This window comes from Loktanella sp. R86503 (genome assembly GCF_042466455.1).
In the GTDB taxonomy this organism is placed as follows: domain Bacteria; phylum Pseudomonadota; class Alphaproteobacteria; order Rhodobacterales; family Rhodobacteraceae; genus Loktanella.
The window spans coordinates 1-22,194 of sequence record NZ_JAXHCI010000005.1; the positions used below are offsets into that span (position 1 = coordinate 1).

Genomic DNA, 22,194 nt, shown 5'->3' on the forward strand with positions numbered 1-22,194 from the left:
TCCGGCACTGCCCCATGACGACCGCGTTTTTATGCGCTTGGCCAAAGGCGCAGCACTGGTCCACGGTACCCTGACGCTACCAACCGGTGCGCAGGCCGCATTTGATACCTATGCCAACTTGTTCAATATCGGCAATTGGTCGGCACATGGCCCCTTGGATGCCCTCGCATTACACCTGACGGGCCAAGGCGATGTGACGCTACACCTTTGGCACATCACACAAAACACCCCTGACCAGACCCTGATCCGGGCGGATGTGACCTTGACCGCGACAGGCACCAGCATCGATCTGCCGGAAAACCTGCGCACTGGTCTGCTGGGCTGGTCCGTAACCGCCCGCAGCGATGCCACCCTGACAAACGCCGCCTTCACCGCCGCGCCACTGGGCAATCCGGTCGATTTGGCCATCGTCATTACGACCTTTCAGCGCGAAGACGCGGTCCGCGCCACCTGCGCCCGCATCACCGCCTTTCTTGATGCGGATGCCGCGCAAGGCGGCACGCTGACCGGTGCCCACCTGTTCATCATTGACAATGGCCAAAGCGTCACGCTTCCGGCTCATCCGCGTCTAACCCTGATCCCCAATCGCAACTTGGGCGGCGCAGGCGGCTTTGCCCGCGGCCTTGCCGCCGCGCGGGACGCAGGCACCTTTACGCATGTCCTGTTTATGGACGATGACGCCGCCTGCCCAATGACCAACCTGACCCGCACTGCCGCCTTTTTGCGCCATGCGGCCGACCCCAAAACGGCACTGGCGGGCGCCATGGTCAGCACCGCACGCCCTTGGCACCTGTGGGAAAACAGTGCCGTCTTTGACCAACTGCCCCGCTCGCAGTTTTCTGGCGTTGATCTGCGTGATGCAGATGCCGTCGCCCGGATGGAACTGGCGACCCCCGCACCGCCGCCCTCCGGTGCTTATGGCGCGTGGTGGTATTTTGCCTTTCCCCTCGCCGCTGTCACCCATGACCCCTATCCGTTTTTTGTGCGCGGCGATGATGTCTGGTTCGGCCTGTCGAATGACTTTCGCATCGCCACCCTGAACGGTGTGATGTCCCTGCAGGATGACTTCGCCGCCAAGGCCAGCCCTCAGACCCTATACCTCGACATGCGCTACCTTTTGGTCGTGAACATGGTCCGTTCCGATGCCCCGCTTGGCCTGCTAGGTTGCCTTGCACTGGCGTGGCGGCAAGTGCTGCACAGCATATCACGCATGCATTACGACACTGCGGCCGCCCAGTTGATGGCTTGGGCGGACGTGTTGACGGGACCCGTGCATTTCACCGCCAACATGACGATGGCCCATCGCCGGGCCAAGATCGCGGCCCTGACCAAGACCGAACAGTGGGGGCCCTGCCCTGCGGATCTGCCCCCTTTGCATAGCACCGCCCAAAGCACAGGTTGGCGGCGGTTGATGTACTTCACACTGAACGGCCACCTTCTTCCGGGCTTTACCCGGCTTGGGCAAAGCGTTTGTGTGCCTTTGCAGGATCGCGGCGGGCTTGAAGCGACCTGCGGGGCGCGGCACGCCGTCTTTGTGGATGGCGATAAGGCTTACGCAGTGCGTCACGACAAACGCCAGGCCGCTACGCTTGGCCTGCGCGGCCTTTGGCTCATCTTGCGCACCGGACTTGCTTGGCCGCGCCTGCGCCGCGCCTATCGCCAAAGCTGCATCGACCTGACCCGTCCTGCCTTTTGGCAAGCACAGTTCAGAGCCTTTCAAGACTAACGCAAAGGACGTATCACCGCCGCTATGCCACATTACGCCAGCCAGCCAGACCTTGCCTTACTCAACGCCCCGCTCACCGCCCTGACCGCGCTGAATGGTGCTGCTGGCACGCTGGCAGATGCCTTACCCGTGGCAGGCCTGCATCTGTCCGTCGATCCAGCAGCCCACACAGAAGTGTCGTGGTCCAGTCCGGCAGGGCGGCTGATCGACCTGACCAGTACTGTCACAACACCGGGGCGGTGGTGCGCCCTGCGCCTGACACTTGATCTGCCTGATCTAGGCAAAATTGCAGGGCTTGGCCTGTGGCTGCGCAGCGCCGCAGACCCCGCGCTTGTCACCCGCGCCTGCCTGCGCTCCGGCACCGATGACGGCCATGTGGATTGCTATTTCGAACGCGAAATCCTGTCCCACGCCGCCACCTCGGATCATCATGCGGTGATAATGATGGACCGCACCCCGGATCTGCCAATCAAGGCCCCATGGCGCGAATTCCTGCTGCTGTTGCCGCCCTATCGGTCCGCCAATCTGGCATTGCATGCCATGCGCCTGTTCACGGTGCCAGCATGAGCCGCCTGCGCCGCTATATTCCCCGCCGCGTTATTCGCACGGTACGCAAACTACAACAGCGCGCTCAAGTCCGCGCCATCCGCCGTGCTCATAAACAGGCAAAACTACCAGCCCCAGCCGCCCTTCTGCCCACAGCGCTGGTCATTCCAGTTCATAACGATGCCGTTCGCCTTGCGCGCCTGATTGAAACTGTAGCCACCATGGGATTTGCCCAGATCATCGTGGTAGACGACGGCTCTGACCTGCCTGTCGTGATCGACGCAGACCGCAAGGATGTAACCCTGATCCGGCACGATACGCCCCGCGGCCCCGGTGCCGCCCGCACCACCGGCACAGCCCATGTCACAGCGCCTTATCTGATCTACCTTGATAGCGACGATCTGCCGACCGCTGATCTGCCCCCGCTGCTGGCGGACCTTGCACGCCAGCCCGCCTTTGACGTTTGTATTTACAAGCATATCGACAGCCATATCGCCAACTCTGGTCACTGGGGACAGCCCCCAGCGGACGAGGCGCATTGGTCCGCCGCCGGCGTCGCCATCGGTGCCCTGCAAGAGGCCCCCCGCGCCGTCTGGCCCGAGCTGGCGCAGATCGCCAATTATCCGTGGAACAAGGTCTATCGAACAGCTTTTTTGCGCGAACATGATATCCGCTGCGCCGACACCCCGGTGCATCAGGACATCACCCTGCATTGGCTGACGTTCCTACACGCGCAGCGTTTGCTGACGTCGGACCGTGCCTGCGTCTGGCACATGATCGCCGATGGTGCGAACCGCCTGACCAACCGCACCGGCCCCGAACGCCTGCGCGTGTTCGAGGCCTTGGCCCCCATCGTCGCCGCAAGCCCGCCGGCCGATATGACTGTGGCCCTGACCCGCTTTGTGCTGACATTGTCAGACTGGATCCGTAGTATAATAGACCCGGTCCACCTGCCTGCATTCGAGGTTGCCTTAACCCACTGGCTGCAGGACACGATCGCAGATTGGCACCCCCAGATCGCAGCAGCTGACCCCGCCCTAATGGCCCAGATAGAAACACAGATCACAGGCCGCCCATGATTGCCTTTATCTGCCTGCTGCGCGGTGCGGACCCGCAGTTGCCACGGGACGTGGCAGCCCAGGCACAGCCAGGCGATCAGGTAATTCTTGTCGATGACAGCGGCGCGCCTGATGCCCTGACCCGCCTGCGCCAGTTCCACTGGCCCGCTGGCGTCAACGTCACCCCCATCGTCACCGGCACCGCCGCCCCCGGCGATGGCGGGATTGCCACCAACCTTGCGCTGGATGTCGTGACCACATCCCATGTGCTGATCCTTGAAGGGCGCACGCGCCTGACCAGCCCCCTGCCCCGGACCCTTGATCAGAGCCTGCTGTGCGGTCCTGATCCCATCTTGGCGCAGGTGATTTTCCCCGCCACGCCCCTGCGCCGCGCAGAGGGCACCGCCCGCAGCGATATCGCGTTCCTGTGGGCTCTGCGGCGGGCCCATGGCGCAATCGAACACCCGGATCGCTGGGCCACCACACCGCCCCGCCCCGGCCCCGCCTTGATAGGTGCCGTCACCGCATTGCTAGACGCAGATCCAACCGCTTCAGACTGGCTACAACGCAGCCTGCCCCACTGGCTGACCGATCCTGCCCCCGGTGCGCGGCGGATATTGAACAGCCAGCAAATCCCCTTTGGCCGCCGCCTGACGCCCCCCGCGCCGCCCCGCATCAACGCGGCCCCCCTGCGCATCGCGCTGCGCGGGCCGCATGCCCGGCGTACGCCCCTCGCCTATCCACATCTGGCCCCGCTCTGGGCCAATCATCTGACCCTGGTGGACGCGGATGCCGACCTGACCGTCTATGGGCACCCCCATGACATTATCGCAGATCACCCAAAAACCGTCCTGCTGTCAGAAGAACCGCTGTGGGACAGCCTTTATTCCCCCGCTCCCGTCGATGACGTCATCGCGCTGCCCATGGGGAGCGTCCACCAGCTGAACCACCACACTTCCGCGATCTTTGCCTACGACCGGATCCCCTACTTCGTCCTGACTGATCCGCGCTATATCAGAGCCTATCAAAGGCTTTTTGCCCGTAACGCCGCCCTGTCCCTGGCCGATTGGCAGGCCCGGTTCGCCGCGCGGCAGGTCGATGCCTTTTTCATGGCCGAATACCGCATGACGGGGGTTTATGACCTGACCATTCCCGAAGCCGACATGACCGGCCTGTGTTCCTGGCGTACGCGGCTGGCCTTGGCGGCAACTGGCAAGGTGCAACGCCAGGGTGCGGGTTGGCCCGGCAGCGGCACGCGGTTTGATCTGACCGACTGGCACGGCGATAAGCTGCGCCAGCTCGACAACCACACGCGCATCCTGTCCGCGGTCGAGAATACCCACCAACCGGCCTACCTGTCAGAGAAGTTCTTTGACGCCTTCGCCGTCGGTGCCCGCCCGCTGTATTACGCCAGCCCCGCCCATAGCGTACACACCCTTGGCCTGCCGCCGGGGTCTTGGGTGAACCTGCATGGCCTCACCTCAGATCAGGCCGCAAGCGCCCTACCCGCTAGCGAAGACGCGGATTTCTGCGCCGCCTACGCCGCGGCCCAGACCCTGCTGCGTGACCTGTTCACCGAAGACACCATTGCGGTTGAACGCGCCCGCCTTGGGCGCGCCGTGATCGCAGACTTGCAGCGCCTTGCCGAAAGTGGTGCGGCCTAGAGCCTATTTCAGCGCCGCCGCCAGCCCCGTCAGCCCCAGCGCAAGCGTATCCTGCGCCGCCGCCATGCTGCTTGCTTCGGCATAGAACCGGCATTCCGGCGCATTGCCTGACGGGCGCAGATGCACGATGCGGCCGTCTTCCAGTGTCATACGCAGCCCGTCGGTGCGGTCCACCCCGGCCTCGATCCCGTCGAACTGCGCCAGAAACGCCGCCCGTTTCGCGGGGTCTGCGTCAAACGCCGCAACCAAGGCCTGCGACTTTTCCGTGGGCACATCCTGCAACCGGTCGGCAGCGGTAAAGCGCGGCGGCTGGCTGGCGACCAGCGCAGCAAGGCCATTCGTCGCCGCCGCCAGCGGCGCCACAAAGGGCAGCACCGCATCGCGGGTCATCAGCGGGGCCAGCGGGCCGGCGGGGGCATCCGCGGCAAAGCCCAAAAGGAAGCCGCCGTTCGCCTCATAGCCGACAACGCGGCCGCCCGCCTCTTGCATGCCGGCGATGACAAAGGGCGATCCGATGCGCGTGCGCACCACGCGGCCGAACAGCGCCTCTGCCCCCGTATTCGACGACACCGGAGTCACGGCGGTATCGGCCTTCAGCGCAGCCCCGGTGATCTGCCCCAGAATATCGCCGACGATCACCTCGCCATGCTCGTCCGTCAGCAGGGGGCGGTCGCCGTCCCCGTCGGTGGACACGATGGCATCAAGGCCATGTTCGCGCGCCCAGACCTTCAGCTGCGTGCGGATTGCAGGATCGACGGCTTCGGTATCGACAGGGATAAAGGTAGCAGAGCGGCCCAGTTCCACGACAGTCGCCCCAAGCCCTGCCACGATATCAAGCAGCAGATCGCGCCCCACGGCGGAATGGCTGTAAACGCCAATGGTCTTGCCCTGCAGTGTACCTGCGTAAGCCGCCACATTGCGCGCGACATAATCCGCGCCAGAAGTGGTGTTTTTAGACACTGTTCCAGACAAACCGGCGCTTTTCCGGCCCAGATTGGCCAGGATCGCCGCCTCGTCCGCCTTGCCGATCTCTCCGCCGGGGACATAGAATTTCAGCCCGTTGCGATCGGCGGGAATGTGGCTGCCGGTCACCATGACCGCCGCCGCCCCCGCGCCCATCGACGCCAGCGCCAGCGCCGGTGTCGGCACGTCGCCGCAATCGGTGACATCCAGCCCTTCGCCCCGCGCCGCCGCGATCACCATATCCGCAATATCAGGCGAGGACGGGCGCAGATCCCGCGCCACGAACAGCCCCGTGCCCACCGGGCAGGCAGCGATAAACGCGCGCACATGGTCCGCGACCAGATCAGCGGTCAGTTCCGTCACAAGGCCGCGCAGGCCAGAAGTGCCAAACTTGGGGGGCATCGAAATTTCCTTTGGAATGTAATCAGGCTTTGGGTTTCGCGTCCTGCGTCGTGAAATGCGCGCCGCCTTCGACCCAGCGGGCAACAACTGCGCGCAAGGCCGGCTCATCCGCCGCCTCGATCGCGCGGCGCAGAGATTTAAGCGCGCTTGCAACCTCGATCTGACTCAGGGCTGCCTCGTTCGCTTGCAAAATCTTGGGATGCGGCGTGGTCAACTGGCCTTCACCGATCAGCAGTTCTTCGTGGATCTTTTCGCCGGGGCGCAGGCCGGTGATCTTGATCTCGATATCGCCGTCGGGGTTGGCATCGTCGCGCACGGCGTAACCTGCGGCGCTGATCATCTGCCGCGCCAAATCATAGATCGGAATGGGATCGCCCATATCCAGCACGAAAACATCACCGCCCGACGCGAATGACCCCGCCACCAGCACCAGCTTAGCCGCCTCTGGAATGGTCATAAAGAACCGCGTGACCTCGCGGTGGGTCAGGGTCACGGGGCCGCCCTTGGCGATCTGGTCCTGGAACAGCGGAATGACCGAACCTGACGATCCCATGACATTACCGAACCGCACCATGGTGAACACGGTCCGCCCCTTGCTGCGGCTGGCCAGATCCTGCACCACCAGTTCCGCCATGCGCTTGGACGCGCCCATCATGTTCTGCGGCCGCACCGCCTTGTCAGAGGAGATGAGGATAAACCGTTCCACCCCCGCCGCATCCGCCGCCATTGCCAGCGTCTGGGTGCCCAGCACATTGTTGGACATGCCCACGATGGGGTTCTTTTCCACCAGCGGCACATGTTTGTAGGCCGCCGCATGCAGCACGACCTGGATCTTGTGCTGCGCCATCACGCGGGCCAGCAGGGCCGCATCCGTTATCGACCCTAATACAGGGATAATCTCGATCTTTTGTTTGCGCAGCAAGGCGCGCAATTCCATGTCGATGGTATAAAGCGCCAGTTCGCTGATTTCGAACAGGACAAGCTTTGCCGGGCCCCGCCCCAGCAACTGGCGGCACAGTTCCGACCCGATGGACCCACCCGCGCCGGTGATCAGGATCCGCCGCCCCGCATAGGTCGTGCCGCTGTCGGGCAAGGCCGCGTCCAGCGCCTCGCGCCCCAGAAACCGCCCGGGCACCACGGGCTGCAACTGGTCCACCAGCGGCATGCGCCCGGTCAGCTGGGCAAAGGATGGCACGGCCTGCACCTCGACCCCCATATCCTCCAGCTTGCGTGACAGCTGCGCCTGACGCGGGCGCGGTGCCGATGGCATCGCCAGCAGAACGCGGTCGATCCCGTGGGTCTTGACCAGCGCCGGGATCGCCATGGGACCATAAACGGTCAGGCCCTGAATGATCGTGCCTTGGGTATTGGTATTGTCGTCGACAAAGGCGATGGGAAACACCGTCTCGTCCGTGCGCAGGGCCGCAGCCAGCTGCCGCCCCGTTGCCCCGGCACCATAGATCAGCACACGGGACTGGTCCTGCCCGCGCCGGTAGATCCCCAGCAGCAGCTGCAGCATCCCCATGCGGGCAGATACGGCCAGCAGGAAATACACCAGTGCAAAGTTGATAAAGCTGGCCAGCGGCGTGCCAAAGCGGGCCATATCATCCAGCACCGCAGCACTAAGCCCCAGCAGTACCGCATGCACACCGGTCAGGGCGATCGCGTGGCTTTCATAGGATTTCAGCTGGATCAGCGGCAGGCCCAGCACGCTAGACAGCAGCCCGCCAATCGCCATCAGCAAGGGCAGCGCCAGCCAGTGCCCCAGGATCGTGCCCACCAGATCGGCGCTGCCCTGCAGCAGCATCGCCCCCAGCAGCGCGACCGGAATCAGCAGCACATCGATGCCCAGCAGCATCGCGCGTTTGTAGCGCCGCGACAAAGAGCTGACCCATCTGTACATTATTGTTCCTGCGGTTACGTCACCCATCGTTTTGCGCGCCATAGCCTTGAATTTCAAGCGCCGCCACATCCAAGAGCGGCTTTTGGCGCCCATTGTGTGACTGCCGCGCGCCCCTTGCCTGCGCAGATGGCCACAACTTGATTGAAACCCGATTAAAACCTGCGGCAAGCGTCACGCCCCTGCCCTGATTGCGCCGCCCCGCAACCACCCCGCCCCGGCACGCCTGCGGTCATGACGCAGCGAATAACAGAGGGCGGATCATGGGCGAATTGACACGCGTGGCAAGCGCCGCCCGCGCGCAGGCGGCGGATGTCTCTCACCTTAGCGATCTGGTGATCGTGGACGGCCAGCTTTACGCCACATCCCGTTATGACGGGGCGCTGGAAAGCTGGACCATCAGCAGCAACGGGCTGTCCCTGCGCGACACGCAGGATCACCGCGGCAGCCTGCGCCCCGGCGACATCGGCTGGATCACCGCGCTGGATTTGAACGGCGGCACGCAGCTGCTGACAGGGGGCGGATTGTCCGGCGGGTTGGTGCTGCGCGATCCGGCCAATACCGGTGCCCTGCCCGGCGGCACCGATCTGCCAGATACGATGAACATCTACGGCACCTTGCAGCACACCAGTACCATCGCGCTCAGCAATGGCAATATTGTCGTCTATGGCGGGCTGACCGGTCAGGACGGGCTGGCGCAGATCACCCTGGACGATGCCGGCCATGTGCTGTCCAAACGCCTGGTGCCGGATTTGAACCGCACCTATGCCGCCGATATCAGCGGCACTGCCACCGCCAGCATCGGCGGCAATACCTATCTTTATACCGCCTCTGCCACAGAAAATGGCATCAGCGTCTGGTCCGTCGCCGGCAATGGCAATCTGGTGGCCCGCCATGACATGGGCAATGCCGACGGGCTCTGGGTTTCCAACCCCACAGCCCTGGTCAGCTGCACGACCGGCGGGCGCAGCTTTCTGGTGCTGGCCAGCGCCGGCACCGACAGCCTGTCGGTCCTGCGGGTAGAGGCGGACGGATCGCTGACCATCGTCGATCACCTGCTCGATACCCGCGACACCCGCTTTGGCAGTGTCACCGCGCTAGAGGTCGTGACCCACAACGGCACCGTCTATGTCATCGCCGGCGGCGGCGATGATGGTATCACAGTCTTGCAAATGCTACCCGACGGCCAGCTTGTGACCCGCGCCACCATCGCCGACACCGCCGATATGACCCTCGACAATGTCAGCGCCATCACCGCCCGCGGCAATGGCAACGTGCTTGATATCTTCGTCACCTCCGCATCAGAAGACGGCATCACACGCCTGCGCTATGACATCGGCCCGGGCGGGACTGTCATCACCGCGCATGCCGCCGGCAGTACCCTGATGGGCACTGCGGGCGGCGATGTGCTGACCGGTCTGGGCGGCAATGACCGCCTTGTCGGCAGTTCTGGCGACGACATCTTGCGCGACGGCGCAGGAGTGGACGTGATGCTGGGCGGCGCAGGTGCGGATGTCTTTTTCCTGTCAAACGACGGCCAGCGCGACGTTATTCAGGATTTCGAACTTGGGGTCGACCGCATCGATCTGTCCGGCTGGGATTTCCTGCGCGCGCGCGATCAGCTGATCATGTCGATCACCGCCACCGGTTTCACCATTTCCTATGGCGAAGAGCTTTTGGTCGTCAATTCCGCCAACGGCCAACCCATCGACCACCGCACCATCCCCACCGAAGACCTGATGGGCGGTGCCCGTATCCCCGTCGTGATCCGCCCCGGCTATCCCGGTCTGGTCATGCCCGGCCCGAACCTGCCCGGATCAGAGACTGACACAACAGGTCTGACCGGCGCAGGCACGGTCAGCATCAGCCCTGGCAGCGGTGCCGAGGCCCCCGTCGCAGGCAGCACGCTGATCGGCGGCATCCGTTTTGTGTCGCACCGCCTTGGGGCGACCAACGGCGTCGTACGAACCGGCAGTACCCGGTCTGACACGATTAAAGGAAACAACGACAATGACAGCCTGTCGGGCAGGAGCGGTAACGATGTGATCAGTGCCTACGCCGGGTCCGACCGCATGTATGGCGGCGACGGCAATGATACTCTTGTCGCCGCTAGCGGTGATGATCTGCTCAAAGGCGGCAACGGCGATGATGCGCTTTATGGCGGTAACGAGCAGGATGCACTGAACGGCGATAGCGGCAATGATCGCCTTTATGGTGGCAACGGTGATGACATGATCTGGGGCGGCGCTGGTTTCGATCTGCTAAGCGGCGGCTATGGCAACGACCGGCTTTACGCAGGCAGGCATCGCAGCACTCTGATGGGGGACGCCGGCGATGACTTGCTTGTCGGCGGCGCGAGCGCGGATCGCCTTTACGGCGGCACTGGCAGCGACATGCTGCAAGGCGGCGGCAGCCATGACCTGCTGATGGGCCATAACGGCCGCGACAGGCTCTATGGCGGAGAGGGTAACGACATCCTATCCGGCCAGAACGATGACGACAGCCTGCATGGTGGCGACGGCATGGACCGGCTTTATGGCGGGGACGGCAATGACACGCTGGTCGGCGTGAACGACAATGACCGGGTGTATGGCGGATCGGGCAACGACCGGCTCTATGGGGGCGCGGGCCATGACCTAGTGGTCGGCGGCACCGATGACGATCGGCTTTATGGCGATAGCGGCTCTGACATCTTGTATGGCGGCGACGGACGCGACCTGATGCTGGGCGGAGACGACAACGACCGGCTTTATGGCAACAATGACGGCGACACGGTCTATGGCGGCAACGGCTTTGACTGGCTGCTGGGCCATGACGGCGCGGACCGTCTGTCCGGCGATGGCGGTACTGATCGCCTTTATGGCGGAGAGGGAGTAGACCGCCTTTTTGGCGGCAATGATAACGACCGGCTTTACGGGGGCGGCGACAACGACACGCTTTACGGCGGGGCGGGCAATGATCTGCTGGTCGGCGGCGCAGGCAACGACGCCATGAGCGGCGACAATGGTAATGACTGGTTCTATGGCGGCGATGGCCTCGATCAGATTACGGGCGGCAACGGCAACGACGTACTCAAGGGCGGCAATGACCGCGATACCCTGCTGGGCGGGGCGGGCAACGACTGGATGATTGGCGAAGACGGCAACGATAACCTTGTTGGCAGCAACGGCAATGACCGGCTCGATGGAAACGACGGCAACGACGATCTGTTCGGCGGCAGCGGGATCGATTTTTTTTATGGCGGCAATGGTGATGACAGCATGGACGGTGCCAGCGGCAACGACCGGCTTGATGGCAGTAGCGGCAATGATCTGATCTACGCCGGCAGTGGCAATGATCGCCTGTATGGCGGAGCTGACAATGATTTCCTTGATGGCGGCAATGATAACGACTGGATCGAAGGCGGCAGTGGCAATGATCGGCTGTATGGCGGTAACGGGGCGGACAAGGTATTCGGCGGGGCGGGCGATGACGTGATAAACGGCGGTGCTGGTAGCAATACTCTGACCGGCGGAACTGGTGCCGATACCTTTATCTTTGATGGCGACATTGATCGGATCATGGATTTTGACCCAGATGTGGACCGTCTCAGCCTTGAGACGATGCTTTGGGGCAACGCGCCATTGGTGCCGGGGGATGTGCTTTTTTTGCATGGGCAAACCAACGGCAGCGACACGATCCTCAGCTTTGACGGCGGCCATAGCCTGACCCTGCACGGCGTTACCGACTGGACCGCCCTCGCCGCCCAGATCGACTATATTTAGACCCTATTTCCCACGCTGGAACGGCTTTGCCGCCGTGCGCCCGATCAGCGCCAGATCCCAGCACAGGCTGCGCTTGCGGGCATAGATCAGATCCAGCCGCGCCTTGGCGGGAATGCAGCGGCGGCGGTACACCGCATCGGTCTCTTCGGCTGTGCTGCAGGCGGCCAGCAGGCGTTCCTCATGACCGTGAAACACTAGGCTCGCCAAGCCAGTAATCCCCGGACGGCTTTGCAGCACGGGACCATAGACCTGCGGGTAATCTTCTACATAGCGGCGCAGGGGCGGGCGCGGGCCGACAAGGCTCATATCGCCCCGGATCACGTTCCACAGCTGGGGAATTTCATCGGCGCGGCTGCGGCGCAGCAAACGGTGCATCCGGCTCATCTTGCGCTGCTTGTCGCCGCCGGTGACGCCGCCGACCTTGTCCGCACCGATCGGCATGGTGCGCAGCTTGATCAGGCCAAAGGCACGGGTCGGGCTGCGCATCCGTTCCGAGACATAGAACAATGGCCGTCCTTCGCTGATCGCCAGCACGGCCAGCAGAACCAGCAGAACCGGCAGCAGCATCAGCCCCAGCAGGATCGACAACACCAAATCCAGCAACCGCTTGCCAAAACTCATTTCAGCCCCCCCTGCGCAGCCATATCTGCCGCATCAGCGGCAGGCAGCGGGCAAATCCCCTGCAATAGACCCACATCCAGCCCAAGTTCCGGCAAGGCATTTGGCGGTGCATCCCGCCAGTCAAACGCCACCCCCGCAGCCATCAGCACATCAGCCATCGCCACCAACCCCGGCCGCGCGACGTTCAGCACCGGCGGCCGCGCAGGCGCCGCAAGCAAACCTTGAATGACATGACACAGATCGCGCGGCCCCAGCATCGCCCGCCGCGGCCCCTGCCCGTCTGCAAAGCGGTCCAGCACCACGCCGCCCCGCGCAATTCCCGCCGCCAGCGCATCGCAGCCCGCGACATTGCCGATCCGCAAACAGGTAACATGGGGCGCGGCCACCGCCGCCTCCATCGCGCGTTTGGCACGGCCATAGTCGCTGGCCGGCATCAGGGGCGCATCTTCGCGCAGCAGCCCCGGCTGGGGGCCATAGACGGCCTGAGTCGAGGCGACCAGCACAGGCACCCCTAGCCGCGCGCCAAGCTCTGCGCCCGCCAGCGCCAGATCCGTATTCAAGGCCAGCTCTGCCGCGCTGCCCGCCGTCACCCCCGCCAGCACCACGATACCGCCGATGTCAGGCAATTCAGGCGCAGGCGCATTCAAAATATCCCAGGCCAGCGTGCCCCCCGCCCCGCCGCGCGTCTGCCAGACCGGCGCAGACCCATCCCAGACCCGCGCCAAAGTACGCCCCAAACGGCCAGAGGCCCCCATGATCAGGGGGCCCGTATGCGTGTCAGATAGGGACATACCACTCCTCTGCCAACGCCCGCCAAAGGTGCGGGGCTGCGGGAGTTGGTTAAATGATAACCATGTCGTTGGCCAGAATGCTGAGGTCACTGATGTTGTCGATGGTCAGGACATGCCCGCCACCAAAGTTGAACACCGCATCCCCGTCCACGATATACCCGGCATCCAGTACATCTGCCACGCTCATATCATCCCCGATCACATCAGCGCGCAGATAGATCGTGTCGACGTTATTTGTAAAATCCGTAATCTCATCCTGCGCGCCAGAGAACACGAACCGGTCGCGGCCCGCATCACCGGTCATCACGTCATTGCCGTTGCCGCCGTCAATCAGATCGCTGCCCGCACCGCCAAAAAGCCGGTCGCTACCGTCACCGCCCAGCATCCGGTCATCCCCATCGCCGCCATACAGCCAGTCGCTACCGCCTTGCCCCAGTACCAGATCATCGCCAGCGTCGCCCCAAACCTTGTCGCTGCCAACGCCGCCCTGCATCACATCATCGCCCGCACCGCCATAGATTTTGTCATAACCGCTATAGCCGATGACCACATCGTCACCATCGCCGCCGTAGATCAGATCGTTGTTATAGCCGCCATCGACTATATCATCGCCGTCACCGCCATAAATGGTGTCTTCGCCGCCTTTGCCTTCAATCAGGTTCTCGCCGATGTTGCCTGTCAGCGTGTCGCTTCGGTTGCTGCCGCGCAGATCAAGATCGCCAGACCCCAACAAGGTCACATCCGTAATACCCGACACAACCTTAGTCGAGCCGGACACTTCCAAGGATTGCGAACCATCTGATTGCGTCACAATATCAAGCTTTACGTTGCCAGTGCTGGTATCCATGTCCAACACGGCCAATCGGGTGTTTCCAGTGCCGACAACCACACGGACTTCGTCCTGTTCGGTAACCCCAACCCCGTAGCCCCCGGCCGCGGCAGAGGTTTCCTTGACGCCGTCCGCACGGACCCAGACACCGCTTTGCCCCTCGCCGATAGAATAGAAATTATCCTTGTCCGTGTCGGTATAAACCACGCCTGTAATGAAAACCGTGTTGCCGCTGCTGGCAAAGTTCTCGGTAAGCATGGATGAATTATAGGTCGTGCCATTATAGGTGAATTGCCCCGTTTCCTGTGCCAAGCCCACCTCTTGGACCTGGCTGGCAAAGGTATTCACCCGGTGGCTTTCGCTTAGGAATAAACCTTTATGGTGTTGTTCAATTGCGTCAGCGAGATCAATCGTGCCAGTTGTCCCCACCCAAGCTAGGTTTTCGCGCCAGCTCCAACTGCCAGTCAGGTTGTAGCCATTGTTCTGTATCCGCGCGCCCGCGTTCGATCCTCCATCGCCAGCATGAGAGAACTGGTTTTCTTCCAGCATCCAATTGCTGTGTTCCGACGCTGCAGCTTCTAGTGATGCGCTGGGGGCCAGCACCTGCAAAGCCTCTGTCCCGATCGTTTCGGCATCCAACCCTTCGTTCAAATCAATTCCGTAGCGTTCTGCCTCTGCAGCAGGATCCAGACGTGCCCGGTTAATCAGTTCTAAAAGGTATTGTTCACCCGCAGTAAGCGTCATGGCAGCCTCTTTCGTCGACAACAGACCCGTCAGGCCACCCCCGTGTCATTCCGGGATCGGCAGGGAATAAAAGTTATCGACAACAAAAGGCTGGAAATAGGTCATCGTAGTGGCGCACGACGGCCCATAAAGTGGCAATTGGCGGTTATTTAAAAGATGCAACGTTGCCAATATCGCAACAATCCGCGCCTGCCGTCAGACAGGCGCGAAATACGATACAATGAAACCCGCAGTTCAGATACGCGCGCGCGCCAGTAGCAGATTGCTGAATATACTGATCACAGAATTTGCCGTTCCCAACGGGCTTTCGGTCACATAGACCAAATCACCGGACTGGATCTGAAATTTGCCTGCGCTGAAAAGACCATCCGCATTGGTCAGATCAATCGTAAAGACAATGCGATCCTGTGGCGGCCCATCAGCACGCGGTGTGGCACCAACCTGTGCAACCGGGCGCACAGCACCAGCCGGATATTCGCGCAGAACCAGAATAGCCTGCGGATTTGCCCGCGCTTCAGCCAAACCGCCAACGATGGACATCGCATCCAGCGCTGTTACCTCGGCTTTGGTAAAGGGATGCAAGGCTTCTGTCGCCGCTGCCCCCAAACTCAGGAAATAGCGCTCGTCTTCGGCAATTACGATACGGTCGCCGCCCTGCACAACCGTATCAAGCATAGGATCCTTGAACAGACGGTCGAGCCCGATGCCATAGGCCTTGGACCCTCGGAACAGGCGAACCTGGGGGTTTTCGACCGTTTCCAAGACACCGCCGCCTTGGCCGATCAATGACAACAGGCTGATATTGCGATCCGACAGCGGGAACATGCCCGGGCTGTTCACGCCCGACACCAGTGTAGCGGTATTCCCGCGGCCCGGCTCTACATTCACCTGCACCTGTGCAGATGGCACTGTATTCAGCAACATGTCCTGAATCCGCTCTCTTGCGGTGGCAGGGGACATACCCGAAACTTTCATGTCGCCGACAAAAGGCAAAAAGATGCGTCCGTCCGTACCGACCTGAACATTCTGCAACTGGGCCACACGCTGCCCCGGACTGGTCAGCAAAGAGTTTTCCTCTGCATCCCAGATGCTGATCTGCAGTGTATCGCCGGGACTAATGATCATGCTGGCAGGCTGATCAACATGTTTGATCCAGCTATAGGTTTCGGCCCCGAATGTCGGCCAGCCACTGATCAGGGGCAGACTGTTGCGCGTGACAGAAAACACTGCGAAATCCGCCACAGCTTCATTAGCGGGATTACGCGCCGCCAGTACTTCGCTGCGAAACCCTGCTCCGCGCGGTGCGTTGCAGGCAGACAGGGCAAGGCATAACCCTATCATCGCAATATGGCGAAACGTAAACTGCATCAAAGCCCCCCCGGGATTTGCATCATCGTAAGCGTTACCATGACTGTGTTTCGCATACCCTTTGTGCCCCCCTTGGCGCAAGTGACAACACTTAGCTGTTCCAGCTTTCATCTGTATACCAGCGGCCCTTTGCCCCCAAAGACAATATCCGTTAAGTCACCCGCAACACCGCAAGAAGGATACGCGCCATGAAGGCTAGGCTGATGATGGTAGGCGCAGGGCTGTCCGGGGCCGTTCTGGCGCGGCAATGTGCGCAGGCAGGCTATGATGTCACCGTTGTTGACGCCCGGCCCCATGTGGCGGGCAATTGCCACACCGCCCGCGATGCGGATACCGGCGTCATGGTCCACACCTACGGGCCGCATATCTTTCACACTGACGATGACGGCGTGTGGGACTATGTGCAGCGCTTTGCGACCTTCATGCCGTATAAGAACCAGGTTAAAACCACCGTCGCAGGTAAGGTCTATTCCCTGCCCGTGAACCTGCACACGATCAACCAGTTCTTTGGCACCGCCATGCGCCCGGATGAAGCCCGCGATTTCGTCACGGCGCAGACCGCCGATATCCCCGATCCGCAAACGTTTGAGGATCAGGCCCTCGCCTTTGTCGGCCCCGACCTCTACGTCGCCTTCTTCAAGGGCTATACGGAAAAGCAGTGGGGCACCGCGCCCGCCAATCTGCCCGCGTCGATCCTGAAACGCCTGCCGCTGCGGTTCAACTACGACGACAACTACTTCTTTCACCGCCACCAAGGTATGCCGCGCGACGGCTATACCGCGCTGGTCGCGAAAATCCTCGATCACCCTGGCATCACCGTTAAATTAGAGACTGTTTTCGACCCCGCAGAGGCGGACGAGTGGGATCATGTCTTCTGGTCCGGCCCGCTGGATGGTTTCTTTGACTACAAGCTTGGCCGCCTTGGCTATCGTACGCTGGATTTCGAACTTTTCCGCGCGGATGGCGACTGGCAGGGCTGTGCGGTGATGAACCATCCAGACGCAGATGTCACCCATACGCGCATCAGCGAACACAAGCACTTTGCGCCTTGGGAAAGTCACGAAAAATCAGTGCTTTACCGCGAATTTCCCCGCGCCTGCGGCCCCGATGACATTCCCTATTACCCGATCCGTCTTGCGACCGAAAAATCACTGCTTGCCGATTACGTCACCCTTGCGCAAACCGCGCCCAACGTCACCTTTGTCGGCCGCCTCGGCACCTATCGCTACCTTGATATGGATGTGACGATCCGCGAGGCGCTGGATCTGGCTGACACCTTCCTTGCCGCCCGCGCAAACGGCACCCCTGCCCCGCGCTTTTCCAAGGCCCCCCTATGACCCAGACGCTGTGCGCCATAGTTGTCACCTTCAACCGCCTGCACCAGTTGCAGATCACCCTGCCTGCCCTGCTGGCCGAAGACGTGGATCACATCGTTGTCGTCGATAACGCCAGCACCGATGACACCGGCACATGGCTTGCCGCGCAGGCCAGTGACCGGGTGCGCATCGTGTCCCTTGATACCAATACCGGCGGCGCCGGCGGGTTCGAGGCGGGGATGGATTACGCAAAATCCACATTAGACCCTGACTGGGTCGTCCTGATGGACGACGACGCCCGCCCCCAGCCCGGCGCGCTGGCAAGGTTTCGCAGCGAAACACCCAAGCTCGCGGCGAATTTTCCGAACCTCGGCATTGTCGTTGCCGCGGTTTTTTATCCCAATGGCACCCTGTGCGAAATGAACCGCCCCTCGCGCAATCCGTTCTGGAACCTTAGCCTGTTTGCCAGAACCCTTGTCAAAGGCACTCGTTCCGGCTTTCACCTCAATGACGGCCAATTCGCCCCAGACGCCCCGGCGATCCCGATCGATGTGGCATCCTTTGTCGGCTATTTCGTCCACCGCCGCGCGTGGGAAAAATCCGGCCTGCCCGAAGGCGGCCTTTTCATCTATGGCGACGATGTCCTGTATTCCCTGCGCCTGCGCCGCGCCGGGTTCGCCATGGCCTTTGCCCCGATGATCCGCTTCACCCACGACTGCGGCACCATGGGTGACGGCTTTGTCTACCGCCCGATCTGGAAGATTTTCTACCACTGCCGCAACGGCGTCAGTATCGCCCGCCAAGCCGCCGGTCCGCTGATCTTTCCCCTCGCCCTAGCCTATTACACCATGATCTGGTGGCGCCGCGGGCAAAAGTGTAACGGCACCGAACGCCGGCTTTACTACAAAATGATGCGCATGGGCCTGATCGACGGGCTACTGCGCCGCCGCGGCCGCAAGGCAGCGGTTCACGATCTGGCGCAAGGGCTGGCCCCGGCCCCTGCAAAACAGTAGATTGCGGCAACCTCGACAGGACTGAATATGTCACAAGACGCAGCGACCCCAACCGATGCCGACACCCCGGACGCCGACACCGCGCAGGGCCGCAGTCTGACAGAGCGACAGTTGGAATTCGCCAGGAAAGCCGCGCAAGAAGCACGGTTCGAGACGCGGCGCATCCAGCTGCAGCTGGACGAGGCAAACGCGGCACTGGCAAAGGCTGGCGAAGGTACGGTACGTCCTGTTGCGAACCCTGCCCATATGCGCACACGGCATTATGGCCTGATCGCCAGCTTTGTAATTTGCGTGATGGCCCCTGTCGGTCTCGCTGCGGGATATCTTTACACAAAAGCTGCTGATCAATACGGCTCGACCATGGCCTTTACTGTGCGCAGCGAAGATATCTCTTCCAGCGCCGCTGACCTGCTTGGCGGTATTGCCGGCGGTCTGGCCGGTGCTTCTGGCGGCGCGACCGGCACGGACTCGGATATTCTGTATAAATTCATGCACAGCCCAGACATCGTACGCCGCATCGACGAACGGCTCGACCTGCGTACAATGTTTAGCCAGTACCATGACAGCGACCCCGTCTTTGCATTCGATCCAAGTGGCACCATTGAAGATTTGACAAAATACTGGAGCCGCATGGTCCGCGTTGACTATGAGACGACTTCGCATCTGATGCAGGTGAATGTGCTGGCATTTGCTCCGGCGGATGCCCGTGCCATCGCCGAAAGTATTTTTTCCGAAAGCAGCCGAACGATTAACGAGTTGTCCGACATCGCACGCGTCGACAGTACGCGCTACGCACAAGAAGATCTTGATACCGCTCTCGAACGGCTCAAGCGTGCCCGAGAGGCTGTCACGCAGTTTCGCCTAGAGAACCAGATCGTCGACGTTCAGGCCGATATTCAAAGTCAGATGGGTGTTCTGGCAAGCCTGCAAGGTCAGCAGACCGAAGCCTTGATCGAACTTGACCTATTGAGTGACAGCGCGCGCGGTAACGATCCGCGGTTGGAACAGGCACAAAAACGTTTGGCTGTGATTGAATCCCGCATCGCAGAGGAACGTCGCAAATTCGGCGTCGGCATTCCCGGCGAGTCTGGCACCAGCTACGCCAACACAGTGTCCGAGTATGAACGCATTGCCGTTGACCGGGAATTTGCAGAGCGGGCCTATGTCAGCGCCCTGTCTGCCTTCGATACAGCCAAAGCAGAGGCGAGCCGTCAAAGTCGCTATCTGGCGGCCTATATCACCCCGACGCTGGCGCAAAAGGCGGAATACCCACGGCGCGAAATGATGATTGCAGGCGTGGCCCTGTTCAGCCTGCTGATTTGGATTATCGGCAGCCTGATCTTCTACGCCCTGCGTGAACGCCGCTAAGGTCTGCTACGATGATCGAGCTGATTAACGTTACCAAGTCGTTTCGCGCCGGGACAAATGTCAAATACACCGCTCGCGGCATCAACATGGTTTTCCCCACCGGTGCCGTTGTTGGATTACTCGGCCGGAATGGTGCCGGAAAATCCACTATGATGAACATGATTGGCGGCAGCACCAAACCGGACAGCGGCCAGATCAGAATTACCGGAACCGTGTCTTGGCCCGTGGGGTTCGCTGGCAGCTTTCACCGTGACATGACGGGGGCTCAGAACGTCCGTTTCATTGCACGCATCTACGGCGTTGATACCGAAGACTTGCTTGATTTCGTCGCTGACTTTGCCGAACTGGGTCACCATCTTAACGAGCCGGTGCGCCATTATTCGTCAGGCATGCGTTCGCGTTTGGCCTTTGGCGTGTCCATCGGTATTCCGTTCGATACCTATCTTGTGGACGAAGTCACTTCTGTTGGCGATGCAAACTTTCGTCGCAAGAGCCGGATGGTTTTTCAAAACCGGATGGAGCGAGCAGGAGCCGTCATGGTCAGCCATTCCATGACCCAGGTGCGCCAGATGTGCAGCGCGGGGGCAGTCCTAGAAGGCGGCTATCTGACCTATTACGAAGACATCGAAGAAGCGATCGATGCACACCATCGCAACATGGGCACCGGCGAAGAGGATTAAATCCTTTCGCTGCGGGAAGCCATCGCCCAGGCTAATCCACCACCCCCAAAAAAATACATTTCAAAAAGTAAATGTTTCGCATGCGATACATATTATGTAAAATAGCGCAGGGCAGGGGACGCTTATTCAGGCTCTAATTAAAGGCATTTTTGCACAAACAAAAGCGCGCGGCAGGATCACCTGCCGCGCGCTTTTGCTTGTGGTGCAGGCTCTAAACCGTGGTTTAGAGCCTTATGTATTCAAACCTTATCCAGATCCCGCAGCGCCTTCACCATGCGGCTGACAAAGAACCTGTTTTCCAGTGCGGGGCCGGTCAGGCGATAGGCACCGTCCTTTTCGATCCGCAGAACCAGACCCTCGCACAGGCTTTCAGGCTCTGAATGCTTGCGCGGTCGCTCTCCTGTGATCATGGGAGAGGCGGGTGTTTCGCTGCGCGACAGGGTGCGGGTGATGATTGCGCCTTCTTCTTCTGCACTGCGTTTGGGGGCCGCGTTCAGGGCGTTTATCAATCTGTGCGCAAGGCCTTCGTCCGCCTCTAGTGCCTGAACCAGCGCAAGGCCGCTGCGTTCGGTAATGTCGGTCGGGTGTTTCAGACCCTGATCCAGCTGCCGCACAAGGGTGACGAACTGGCCAATCTTGGACCGTTTGGACCGGGACACGGCGGCGAACAGTTGGGCCAGCGCGACGCGGTCACTGCGGAACACGCCGCGATCAACGGACCGGGCCACGATGCGGGCGCGTTCGTAATAGGACAGCCCGACACGGATCTCGTTTTCCTCGACCATGGCGACATAGGATTCAGCGGCATCGGCGGGATTGCGGATCAAGGCTAGAACAGTCTCGAACGCGGGCTCTTTCGTCTCTGACAGCAAATCCCGCAGCGCACCAAGGCGGCGCCAGCCAGAGATCAGGCCATAGCGGCCATCCTCCAGCGCCACGACCTCGATCGCGGTTTGCTGGCCGCGCTGGCGGATACTGTCTTTTAGCACGTCCATTTCTTCTGCGTCGGCGGCGATCCGGTCCCGAACAAGGTGTTCCGCATCGATCAGGTGCAGCGGCAACCGCTGGATCAGGCGCCCTTCGTTGCGGGCATCGGTCAGGGTTTGCACCACCTCTGCCAGCGCATTGGTGCTGGCGGCATCATGGGCCACATCAGCGATCGGTGGTCGAGGCGACCCTAGCCCCCGGGTTAGGGTCGCAGTGCTTTTGACTTCGGGGGCCGCAGCGGGATGAGGCAAGGTGCCCGTCAGTCCCATGGTCGGTGTCAGGCGTTTACGTTTGGCCACGGTGTGATCCTTTCGCAAAAAGGGCAGGGTGGTGCGGGGCGGTTAAGACCCCGTGACCGTGCCGTGCGGTGGCCCATGCGTGGACCTGAAAAAGGGGCGCGAAAATACATTTCAAAAAGTAAATGTTTCGCATGCGATACATATTATGTAAAATA

Annotated in this window: 16 protein-coding genes; 9 read left to right on the forward strand and 7 right to left on the reverse strand. The window is 61.4% G+C overall.

All coding sequences use genetic code 11. The annotated features are described in order from the left end of the window. From SJY10_RS16465 to SJY10_RS16480, 4 genes are all read left to right on the forward strand, one after another. A partial coding sequence (locus SJY10_RS16465; RefSeq protein ID WP_386684945.1) for a glycosyl transferase occupies nt 1-1,726 on the forward strand: 1,726 nt, incomplete at its 5' end. Between the two features lie 24 nt (nt 1,727-1,750). Beyond that, the gene (locus SJY10_RS16470) at nt 1,751-2,293 is read left to right on the forward strand and encodes a hypothetical protein (RefSeq protein ID WP_386684947.1); all 543 of its coding nucleotides are present in this window, start codon (nt 1,751-1,753) and stop codon (nt 2,291-2,293) included. Continuing rightward, nucleotides 2,290-3,351, forward strand: coding sequence for a glycosyltransferase family 2 protein (locus SJY10_RS16475; protein ID WP_386684949.1), 1,062 nt, complete (start codon nt 2,290-2,292; stop codon nt 3,349-3,351). The genes SJY10_RS16470 and SJY10_RS16475 overlap by 4 nt, the downstream gene beginning before the upstream one ends. After that, nucleotides 3,348-4,994 carry a hypothetical protein gene (locus tag SJY10_RS16480; protein ID WP_386684951.1) on the forward strand — a complete coding sequence of 549 codons (1,647 nt, stop codon included), beginning with the start codon at nt 3,348-3,350 and terminating at the stop codon, nt 4,992-4,994. Before SJY10_RS16475 ends, SJY10_RS16480 begins: the two co-directional genes overlap by 4 nt. 3 nt (nt 4,995-4,997) lie before the next feature. On the opposite strand, the gene SJY10_RS16485 is transcribed toward SJY10_RS16480, so the two are convergent. Together SJY10_RS16485 and SJY10_RS16490 are read right to left on the reverse strand one after the other, a co-directional pair. Then, the gene (locus SJY10_RS16485) at nt 4,998-6,359 is read right to left on the reverse strand and encodes a phosphomannomutase (protein WP_386684953.1); all 1,362 of its coding nucleotides are present in this window, start codon (nt 6,357-6,359) and stop codon (nt 4,998-5,000) included. A gap of 22 nt (nt 6,360-6,381) precedes the next feature. Continuing rightward, complete coding sequence (locus SJY10_RS16490; protein WP_386684955.1) at nt 6,382-8,262, reverse strand: polysaccharide biosynthesis protein; 1,881 nt, start codon at nt 8,260-8,262, stop codon at nt 6,382-6,384. A 260-nt stretch (nt 8,263-8,522) separates the two neighbouring features. Here SJY10_RS16490 and SJY10_RS16495 point away from each other — a divergent pair, with 260 nt between their 5' ends. Further along, nucleotides 8,523-12,023 (forward strand): calcium-binding protein, encoded by a 3,501-nt coding sequence (locus SJY10_RS16495; protein WP_386684956.1) that lies wholly within the window; start codon nt 8,523-8,525, stop codon nt 12,021-12,023. A gap of 3 nt (nt 12,024-12,026) precedes the next feature. Here the strand turns inward: SJY10_RS16495 and SJY10_RS16500 are convergent, their stop codons facing one another. The 4 genes from SJY10_RS16500 to SJY10_RS16515 all read right to left on the reverse strand — a co-directional run bounded on the left by SJY10_RS16500 (nt 12,027) and on the right by SJY10_RS16515 (nt 16,376). Beyond that, on the reverse strand, nt 12,027-12,644 hold the full coding sequence (locus tag SJY10_RS16500; protein WP_386684958.1) for a sugar transferase: 618 nt from the start codon (nt 12,642-12,644) through the stop codon (nt 12,027-12,029). Continuing rightward, nucleotides 12,641-13,435 (reverse strand): NAD-dependent epimerase/dehydratase family protein, encoded by a 795-nt coding sequence (locus tag SJY10_RS16505; RefSeq protein WP_386684960.1) that lies wholly within the window; start codon nt 13,433-13,435, stop codon nt 12,641-12,643. The genes SJY10_RS16500 and SJY10_RS16505 overlap by 4 nt, the downstream gene beginning before the upstream one ends. 49 nt (nt 13,436-13,484) lie before the next feature. Then, nucleotides 13,485-15,008 carry a CAP domain-containing protein gene (locus SJY10_RS16510; protein WP_386684962.1) on the reverse strand — a complete coding sequence of 508 codons (1,524 nt, stop codon included), beginning with the start codon at nt 15,006-15,008 and terminating at the stop codon, nt 13,485-13,487. 234 nt (nt 15,009-15,242) lie between these two features. Then, nucleotides 15,243-16,376 carry a polysaccharide biosynthesis/export family protein gene (locus SJY10_RS16515; protein ID WP_386684964.1) on the reverse strand — a complete coding sequence of 378 codons (1,134 nt, stop codon included), beginning with the start codon at nt 16,374-16,376 and terminating at the stop codon, nt 15,243-15,245. A 188-nt stretch (nt 16,377-16,564) separates the two neighbouring features. On the opposite strand from SJY10_RS16515, the gene SJY10_RS16520 reads away from it, so the two are divergent. The 4 genes from SJY10_RS16520 to SJY10_RS16535 are packed head-to-tail and all read left to right on the forward strand — an operon-like array spanning nt 16,565 to nt 20,753. Next, on the forward strand, nt 16,565-17,713 hold the full coding sequence (locus SJY10_RS16520; RefSeq protein ID WP_386684966.1) for a UDP-galactopyranose mutase: 1,149 nt from the start codon (nt 16,565-16,567) through the stop codon (nt 17,711-17,713). Continuing rightward, the gene (locus SJY10_RS16525; RefSeq protein ID WP_386684968.1) at nt 17,710-18,705 is read left to right on the forward strand and encodes a glycosyltransferase; all 996 of its coding nucleotides are present in this window, start codon (nt 17,710-17,712) and stop codon (nt 18,703-18,705) included. Before SJY10_RS16520 ends, SJY10_RS16525 begins: the two co-directional genes overlap by 4 nt. Nucleotides 18,706-18,732: 27 nt before the next feature. Continuing rightward, nucleotides 18,733-20,073: a sugar transporter gene (locus SJY10_RS16530; RefSeq protein ID WP_386684970.1), complete on the forward strand. Its 1,341-nt coding sequence runs from the start codon at nt 18,733-18,735 to the stop codon at nt 20,071-20,073. Between the two features lie 11 nt (nt 20,074-20,084). Beyond that, a complete protein-coding gene (locus SJY10_RS16535) occupies nt 20,085-20,753 on the forward strand; it encodes an ABC transporter ATP-binding protein (RefSeq protein ID WP_386684972.1) in 669 nt (222 codons plus the stop codon). A gap of 239 nt (nt 20,754-20,992) precedes the next feature. On the opposite strand, the gene SJY10_RS16540 is transcribed toward SJY10_RS16535, so the two are convergent. Then, a complete protein-coding gene (locus SJY10_RS16540) occupies nt 20,993-22,039 on the reverse strand; it encodes a ParB/RepB/Spo0J family partition protein (RefSeq protein WP_386684974.1) in 1,047 nt (348 codons plus the stop codon). Nucleotides 22,040-22,194 lie beyond the last annotated feature (155 nt).